Here is a 7,734-nt window from a genome sequence, read left to right as displayed (position 1 = left end):
CCTAAGCCTTATCCGCTCCTGATGAAACATCGGAGAACGTTTCGCGAAATTTCCCATCGAAACCGATACTACAAAAACAGCGTCTTCGGTCCCAAATACCGCATTTCTTCGAAGCGCTAACTAACTGCCATTCAGGTCTGTTCTCTAGAAGCTCGGTAAAGAAATATCCGAGCCCCGCCCCCTTACACCAACATAAAGGCCGGACAGCTCTTTTAGCCGCAAGAAACGAAAAATGACGAAAAAATCCCGAACTCAGAACATCTTCCGCCCTGAGTCCGTCTGCTTCTTTCGTCTCTTTTCGATTTTTGCGGCTAATCTGGGAGTCCCAGCTCACAGAAGCTCGACATTTTCCGGCCCGGCCGTGAAATGTCGTCGGTTCGCGATTGCCGCGGACCCGGCTGTGCCACGACATGATTCGTTGCTCTCATTGCCAACACGAAAATCGTTTAAAGCGACTGGCTGGCTCGGAGTTGAGCCGGTGCGAAGCTTGTGGGGGAGTTCTGACCTCCGCCATCCCGACGCGTTCTCCCGATTCGGGTCTGGTTCATTCACGCTGGGTTGGGATCGCTTTCGTGTTGGGGCTCAGCGCTTTCGGTTGGGCGGCCACCTTGCGGCAACGGGAATCCGTCGCGCTCGCAGCCTCCTTGAAGGCCGCTCTCCGTCAAGAGCTTCAGGCGGGTGAAGCGGGCCTCAGATCCCAGACGGAGCAGTGGACACGGATCCAAACTGAACGGGAGGCGGAGGAGGCGCGCCGGAGAGCGGAGCCTCCGATCGTTTCCGGTCAGGCCGTCGAGCTGCAACGGGATCGAGAATGGTCCTTGCGGCAGGCCCACGATGCGGCGGTGGCCGTGTCACCCCTCGAGCAGAAGCTGGTTCGCATGCGGGCACTAGGCTTGAGTGAGGGACTTTCCGACGACCAGGCGCTGCTCGAACTGGCGCGATTGGCGGCGCCCGCAGGCTCGCGGTTGGAGGTGGTTCAGGAGGGTGGCGGATACCTGCTTCGGGTGGCCTTCTCAATGGCTGTCTTGGCCCCGCAGGAAGGAGGAGCCTCCACTCAGCACCGATCCGTGGCGAGCTTGAAACAGGAGGTGCGGGAGATTTCTGCCCGAATCGTGAGGGAGTTGATGGACGCCGGTGACACGCGGGGGCTGAAGCGGTTAACCGTCTCTTGTAATCGAGCCATCCGGCAAAACCTCATTCCTTCCGCCGCGACCCCCGAGGAGCGGGCGCAGCTTCTGGCCAAATCGAAGCTGCAGATGCGACGGATCTACCGCATAGGCATCGACCGTTCGCAGGTCTCCGGAGTGGCCGATTGGCGCACCATCCCGCTTTCCCGAGTATTGAGCCTGTTGCAAGTGGAGCACGATGCGTTCGACGATCTCGTGATCGAACCTCTGGGAGACAGTGAGCTACCCAAGCTCGATCCCGAATCGCCCTTGGAGTTTTAGCCATGACTACCTTGCGTACCTTCCTGGTTTGTCTGGTGTTGTTCGGCTGCTTCGGAGCGGGCTGGATTCGGTGGGATGCGCGGATGGACGAACGGGATGCCCAGGCGCGTCGAACGTTCGCCCTGGAGAATGAGCGCCAAGCCATGGACCTGGCGGTTAAGCGCGCCGAACACACCCAATTCCTGGAACGCCAGCAGTCGCTGCGCGAGCAGGAGTCCAAGGCCCGGCGGCTCGAGCAGTTGGGTGGCGCGGTCTCCGCCGCTCTGAAGGACCCCGACGCTGGGATCGCGGAGACGATTGAGGCCGTGGCGAGAGCGGTCGTTCCGAATGCGGAACAGGTGGTGGTGCGAGTGGACCGCTTTGTGGAATTTCAACTGACGTTGGAGCTGGCCGGCCCGGCCAGTCAGGCGCAGCTTGCAGCCTGGAGTCGCGACCTCATCCTACCCCTCTCGCGCTACCTCCACGCGGTTCGCTTCGTGACTGCGGGTGCTGTGGTCGGGCAGCTGGATCGACCCGCGATCGAAGAGGTGCTGCGGGTGCAGGAGGGAGGAGGCGATATTCTTGCCTTGGTTCTCCAGCTTCTCCCGCCTCCGACCGAATCGAGCGCTACGGCCCGTGTGCCCAGCGCCGCTCCGGCAGCGCCGACCGTCGCACCTCGGACTCCTTCGCAAGAGGCGGAATCTGAACCGGCGATACGGGTCAATCGGGAACTGGCTGAAGCGGTGCAAGCCCACTCCAAGGAGTTTGCTGAGGGGTTGCGCGACATCTACGACACGGTGGATCGGCTGGGTAGGGAAGGGCCGGCGGGGGTGAATTCGACCCGTGAAACGGTCCAACGGTTTAGGGAACGGTTGCCGATGATTCGGGCATCGCTGGTCGACCCTGCGAGCGAGCTGGATCGGAGGCTGACGGAAGCGGGGGTGGACGAGGTGTATCGTCGTGCGGCCGTTCGGACCCTGCGCCGAGACTCACCTTCGACGCGGGACGGCGAACGAATGATTGCCCAGGTTCGCAAGTACTGTGATGTTCTGCTGCACTTTCTTGACACGATGGACAAGCATCGGGCGGGTTGGACCGTGCTGCCGGAGTTGCGTCGCATTCAATTCTTGGACAGCGAGCTTTTTGAGGTGTATCGGGAGGTGGCATCGGTGTGTGAGCGAGAGCAGAAAGAGACCCAAGCCGCCATCGTCCGATGGCAGGCGGGCATGAAGGCTGAAGTGCCGCGAGCGCCCTCCCCGTAAAGCGCTATTGCCCACGGAACACGCAGATCACACGGAGGGGAACTCGATTCAGACCTGGAAGAGAATGGGTTTTCTGCTTCCTTGGTTCTCCGCGTGGTCCGCGTGTATCACATTCCCCTTCATTTTCAACAGCTTCCACCTCGACATTGGCATCCGAATCGCTTAGGTTACTTCCAGATAACGGTGTGACTGAGGAAGTTGAAATCCCCCGGATAGGATTTAGCCTTGGCCGAGTGGTGTCTTGGGCAGGGCGGGGGCGGGCGGCGTAGCGCCGTAAGGAGTAGGGATGGTGGTGCGAGTGGGCATCGAAGAGTGCCAATCAAGAAATGGGGTTAGCGTTGTCTGAACCCCACGGGCGGCAGCCTTTTCCGTTTTTCTGAGGATTGCACATTGCGAATTGTTCATTGCTCATTTTCCATTGCGGAGATCAGCAACTCAGCACTCATCACTCGTGTCACTCGTCACGCCCTAACCCGGAACCTCGCAGGGGTTCCCAGACATTAGCCGGGCGATCGTAGATCCCCGGAGCGTGGGATAGGATCTCGGAGCACCCCGTAGGGCGTGCCGTCTGAGTGATGAGTGATGAGTGACGAGTGACGAGTGACGAGTGACGAGTGACGAGTGACGAGTGACGAGTGACGAGTGACGAGTGACCAAGGTGTCCGGCAGGGCTGTAAGAGACGCTTGTCCCGACGGCGCTGCCAGCGTAGGCGGAACGTGAGGAGTCATTCCCCCAAATGTGCAATCTGAAATGAGCAATGAACAATGTGGTCCGTTTACTCATAACTCATAACTCATAACTCATAACTTATAACTTATAACTTATAACTTATAACTTATAACTTATAACTGCCCAGCCTCAGCCCCGCAGCCGGCGGAGGGGCTTTCCCCTACACCGAATCTAGCGGGCTTCGAACTCCGAGGCCGGGCTTTTGCATCACGTGGGTGTAGATCTGGGTCGTCGCGACATCTTGATGCCCGAGTAGTTCTTGAATGGTGCGCAGGTCGTAGTTCGCTTCGAGTAGATGAGTGGCAAAACTATGTCGCAGCGTATGGCAGCTGATTTTCTTCGGGATGCCTGATAGACGCACCGCAGCCTTCATCGCTCGTTGGACCGAGCTTTCATGAATATGATGCCTGCGGATAAGTCCGGTGCGCGGATCCTTGGAAAGTTCTTGAGCGGGGAACACATATTGCCAAGCCCACTCCTTCGGTGCTGCCGGATACTTTCGTGCGAGCGCGTGGGGTAAATAAACTTCACCAGCGCCCTGGGCTAGATCCTGATCGTGGAGATGCTTCGCTCGCGTCAGTTGCTCTTGGAGAGGTGTCTTTAGGGACTCGGGGAGCATGGTTACCCGGTCCTTGGAACCTTTGCCATCTCTAACGGTGATCTGAGCGCGGGCTGGATCCAGGTCTTTAACGCGCAGCCTTAGTGCCTCCAGCAGACGCATTCCAGTTCCGTAGAGTAGGCGGAGAACGAGTTGGTAGTTGGGCGGAGCGCAAAGCAGCAGATGAGTAGCCTCCGGTTTGGTGAGGACGACCGGGATCCTTTGGTTCGGGTTGGCCTGGCGCCATTCTCCGATATCTCCGAGAGGCTGGAGAAGGACATCTCGGTAGAGAAACACCAGGGCGTTCAGAGCTTGAGCTTGGGTAGCTGGCGCGACATTTTTCTCCGAGGCGAGGTGAGAAAGGAACATGGCCACCTCGGGGCCGCCCATCTCCTTAGGGTGCTTTTTGTCGTGAAAGACGATGAACTTTCTGATCCAAAACAAGTAGGATTGTTCGGTTCGTATCGAATAGTGATAAAACCTAAAAACCTCGCGACATTGGTCCAAGAGTCGCATTTTTGGGTTAGGGATAAATTTTTCGCGTGCACGGTTGTCCTTCGAGCTCTCGTGTGAATCCTCCATGCACGCGAGGTTGCGACGAACGAAGGCGTTGTGCAAGCCAAACATGAAAATCAAAGCCAGAGTCCCCGTCGCGAGGGTACCTGCGCTTGAGCCTCACGGCAACTTGTGCCACATTCTGCCAATCATAGATAAATCGGCGATCCTGTGGCCACGAACCAGTAATGGGACCAATCACGACGCAATGTACCTTCCAATATATAATAACGACGCAATACTCCGGCCGTTAATAGATAAACCGGCACGGGGTGTTGCCATTCAAGAACAATGTTCGGCTGAAGAATGAAAACCCGCTGTAACAAATGTGACGCAGAGATATTGCTGATGACATCGGACCGGAATGCCGGCATGTGCGAGGTCTGTGGCCGTACCGCCAAGGCAGTACGGTGGCGACGATCCTCTCAGTTCATTTGGTTTTGCTTGGTTCTTCCGGCTTTGCTGATTGCACTGGTGACTTGGCAGTTATTCCTACAGGAATGGAAGTGGGCGTGGGGTTTGGTTGTCTTGCTCCCACTCCTGTTTAACAATCTCAGGCTACGCAGCTCTACCGCGCGACCTGGATGTTGAGCACGATGCGGGCACAGCCAGCAGAAATGCCGAACCAGGCTACTCCAGTGAACGCGCCGACAGCATCCAGATTTCAGGTTCAGCGTCCATACCGGCGCGTCCCTGAGTAGTTTCGTTGGGTGAAGCATGCGTAGCCGCTACCGAGTCCTCAGGTGGACCCTAGCTGTTTGTTTCACATTGGGGGCCGCCTACCTAACCGTCTTTGGCTTTTGGTGGTGGGGGTGTCCGAGAGAGGAACAGGATATATCCGGTGTTTCAGTTCGCGTCGTCGCGTGCCGCTCTTGGACGACGCCATTAGGATCGGAGGGCTTGTGGCGGCCGGCATTTTGGTTGGTCTACGTGGCGGGATACCGGCCTGTGGGATTCGCACCCCAGCTCGAGGGTGATGTCTCCTACTGGGCGCGGACCCGCACCCAACCATGAGCTCCACACGAACCGCCGCCACGCGACTCGTTTTCGTATCCACCGGCTTGATTGGACGTTGGATTCGCTGTCAGTGGTCGATTCCGGCGGCGGTCGGTGAGCAGTTTCGTTAGGCGTCGTCACGCAGGTACCGAGTGAAAGCCACCATCCAGTATATCGTGCAGACCCGATTGCCTGACGGACGCTCAATTACCGCAGCCAATCTCGACGTGCCGTGGATGGATCTCGCTCGACACGACGCAGAGCTGCCGCGTCCGTCCGACTCGACTGGTCAGTTACGCGTGCGTATCACCCGCAGGGACGGTGCAGTGACCGAGACGTTTGCTCGGCTTTCAGGCATTTCACTTGCAGCCACAGGCGAGCCGCCCGGAAGACTTTTGTTCGACGACCTCTCACCAGACGACGCACCGGTGGGCAGCCAAGTTTTACTGCTTGGATATGAGACTTAGCAACGACGAAACGCCTAACCAGCCCGATCGAGGACAACCCCGACCAGCCCTTGGATTTGCTGAGCCCGCCATGACCATTTCAACCTTTATCAGACTTGCCGATCGTCACCTCACAGGTCGGGGTGCCTCATCGGGAGGTCGTTAGCCTGCATAGCCACACCCTATGAGTATCGAAGCCAGCTACCGACGCATCACGCCGCAAGATTTCGCCCGACTCCAAGACGACGCGAAAGCCGCAGAGTCTTTCTTTGGCACGAGTTTGGAGGATTTGGACGACCCTGAGAAGTTGACGGCCCAGATGCAGGAGCGAGACAGCAGCGACCGCTACCTCGGCATCGGCACTGACTGGCACGCGCTCCACTTCTTGCTCACAGGCGATGGCGAGTTGAAGCCTCACCCGCTGCCGCCACCGCCGCTTGGGAATGTTGTGCAGGGAGGCACAGAGACACAGTGGCCTTGCACATACGGACACGTTCGGTCTCTTACGCGAGATGAGGTTCGCGCGGTTGCAGATGCATTGAGCAGAATTTCAGTTGCCGAGATGCGTTCTCGTTTCAGCGTGGCGACTTTCAATGCGGCGCAGGTTTATCCTCACGGCAGGCGAGGGTGCTGGACTGATGAGGAGGCAGAGTCGGTGTTTGAGATTTATCCGCGAGTCGTAGAGTTTTTCCAGTTAGCGGCTCGCGATGGAGACATGATTTTACTTTCATCAGATTGAGATATGCAGGCTAACCAGCCCGATCGAGGACAACCCCGACCAGCCCTTGGATTTGCCCAGCCCGTCATGACCAGTTTAACCGCAGTCAGACTTACTGATCGTCACCTCACAGGTCGGGGTGCCTCATCGGGAGGTCGTTCGGCCTGATCACTATGAGGTCAAGAGGTATACTACACTCACATTGGGTTTCGTTTCTTTTCCTATGCCCTGCGATTGTGCTGTTGGTTCTCCATCGCCAAATAGGTTTTTCGGACGCACTGAACGTAGCCACGCCACCGGGGGAACGTGAGGCTCGATTGTTCAATTGGTTGCTGGTTTTGGTGTTTTCCATCGGCGTTGTATCTTTCATTTGCCACACCTTTGTTCTTTTGAATCAGGGATGGCGCTTGGTCTTTATCAAACTCATTTGCTTGGCGGTTTATTGGTCCGCGTTCCTGATGCTGGCGTGAGGTCACGGTTGGCCGAACCAGATCGTCGATCGAACCTCCGCCATCTCGGGGAGTTTGGACATGATTTCACTCACTACATCATCCGCTTCGTTGATCGCCGCTTTACGGCGGCGGTCGCTCACGATTGGTCGTTAGGCCACTGCGTACGCCATTACCATGAAGAAGCTCGCCTCACTGCCGGTTTGGCAGCAGTATGCGCTGGGTGCTTCGTACCTTCTTCCGTGGATTGCATTGGGAGTATTTGGCACCGATATGCTTCCCGAGGTATGGCGCTTTCAGGCTTGGCCAGAGAGCATTCGCATCATCTCGAGTGTGCTCTTTGGAATCTTCCTCATTGCTGACACAGTGTTTGCTTTCTGGTATTTGTTTTCCCGATCACATGACGAGGTGGTCTAACAAGAATGCGAAGTAGGCAGGAGCGCAGAGACAGTGGGTGGCTGAGTTAACTGTTTAGGAACGAGCGCTACTGCTTACATCGCGTGTTGGAGGGAGCCGCGTCAGGGGACGCAGGCTATAGGAAGAGTAAGGGGTC

The 7,734-nt window shown here is 57.3% G+C and carries 6 protein-coding genes; 5 read left to right on the top strand and 1 reads right to left on the bottom strand.

Annotation, left to right across the window (positions count from 1 at the left end):
• Positions 1-410 precede the first annotated feature (410 nt).
• Positions 411-1,448 carry a hypothetical protein gene (locus JNN07_01175; GenBank protein MBL9166331.1) on the top strand — a complete coding sequence of 346 codons (1,038 nt, stop codon included), beginning with the start codon at positions 411-413 and terminating at the stop codon, positions 1,446-1,448.
• Positions 1,449-1,450: 2 nt separating this feature from the next.
• On the top strand, positions 1,451-2,689 hold the full coding sequence (locus JNN07_01170; protein MBL9166330.1) for a hypothetical protein: 1,239 nt from the start codon (positions 1,451-1,453) through the stop codon (positions 2,687-2,689).
• A gap of 890 nt (positions 2,690-3,579) precedes the next feature.
• Here JNN07_01170 and JNN07_01165 read toward each other — a convergent pair.
• Positions 3,580-4,533: an integron integrase gene (locus JNN07_01165; GenBank protein ID MBL9166329.1), complete on the bottom strand. Its 954-nt coding sequence runs from the start codon at positions 4,531-4,533 to the stop codon at positions 3,580-3,582.
• 1,187 nt (positions 4,534-5,720) lie between these two features.
• On the opposite strand from JNN07_01165, the gene JNN07_01160 reads away from it, so the two are divergent.
• The 3 genes from JNN07_01160 to JNN07_01150 all read left to right on the top strand — a co-directional run bounded on the left by JNN07_01160 (position 5,721) and on the right by JNN07_01150 (position 7,598).
• Positions 5,721-6,035, top strand: a complete 315-nt coding sequence (locus JNN07_01160) for a hypothetical protein (protein MBL9166328.1) — start codon at positions 5,721-5,723, stop codon at positions 6,033-6,035.
• Positions 6,036-6,198: 163 nt separating this feature from the next.
• Entirely contained in the window at positions 6,199-6,753 is a 555-nt protein-coding gene (locus tag JNN07_01155; GenBank protein ID MBL9166327.1) for a DUF1877 family protein, read from the top strand.
• 605 nt (positions 6,754-7,358) lie between these two features.
• Complete coding sequence (locus JNN07_01150) at positions 7,359-7,598, top strand: hypothetical protein (protein MBL9166326.1); 240 nt, start codon at positions 7,359-7,361, stop codon at positions 7,596-7,598.
• Positions 7,599-7,734: the final 136 nt, after the last annotated feature.

It is taken from the genome of Verrucomicrobiales bacterium (genome assembly GCA_016793885.1).
GTDB lineage: Bacteria > Verrucomicrobiota > Verrucomicrobiia > Limisphaerales > UBA11320 > UBA11320.
This window is presented reverse-complemented; position numbering and strand designations above follow the sequence as displayed.

Bases quoted from the DNA above. Each gene is read 5' to 3' on its own strand.
- JNN07_01175 (MBL9166331.1), top strand. From the start codon at position 411: ATGATTCGTTGCTCTCATTGCCAACACGAAAATCGTTTAAAGCGACTG.
- JNN07_01170 (MBL9166330.1), top strand. From the start codon at position 1,451: ATGACTACCTTGCGTACCTTCCTGGTTTGTCTGGTGTTGTTCGGCTGC.
- JNN07_01165 (MBL9166329.1), bottom strand. From the start codon at position 4,533: ATGCGACTCTTGGACCAATGTCGCGAGGTTTTTAGGTTTTATCACTAT.
- JNN07_01155 (MBL9166327.1), top strand. From the start codon at position 6,199: ATGAGTATCGAAGCCAGCTACCGACGCATCACGCCGCAAGATTTCGCC.
- JNN07_01150 (MBL9166326.1), top strand. From the start codon at position 7,359: ATGAAGAAGCTCGCCTCACTGCCGGTTTGGCAGCAGTATGCGCTGGGT.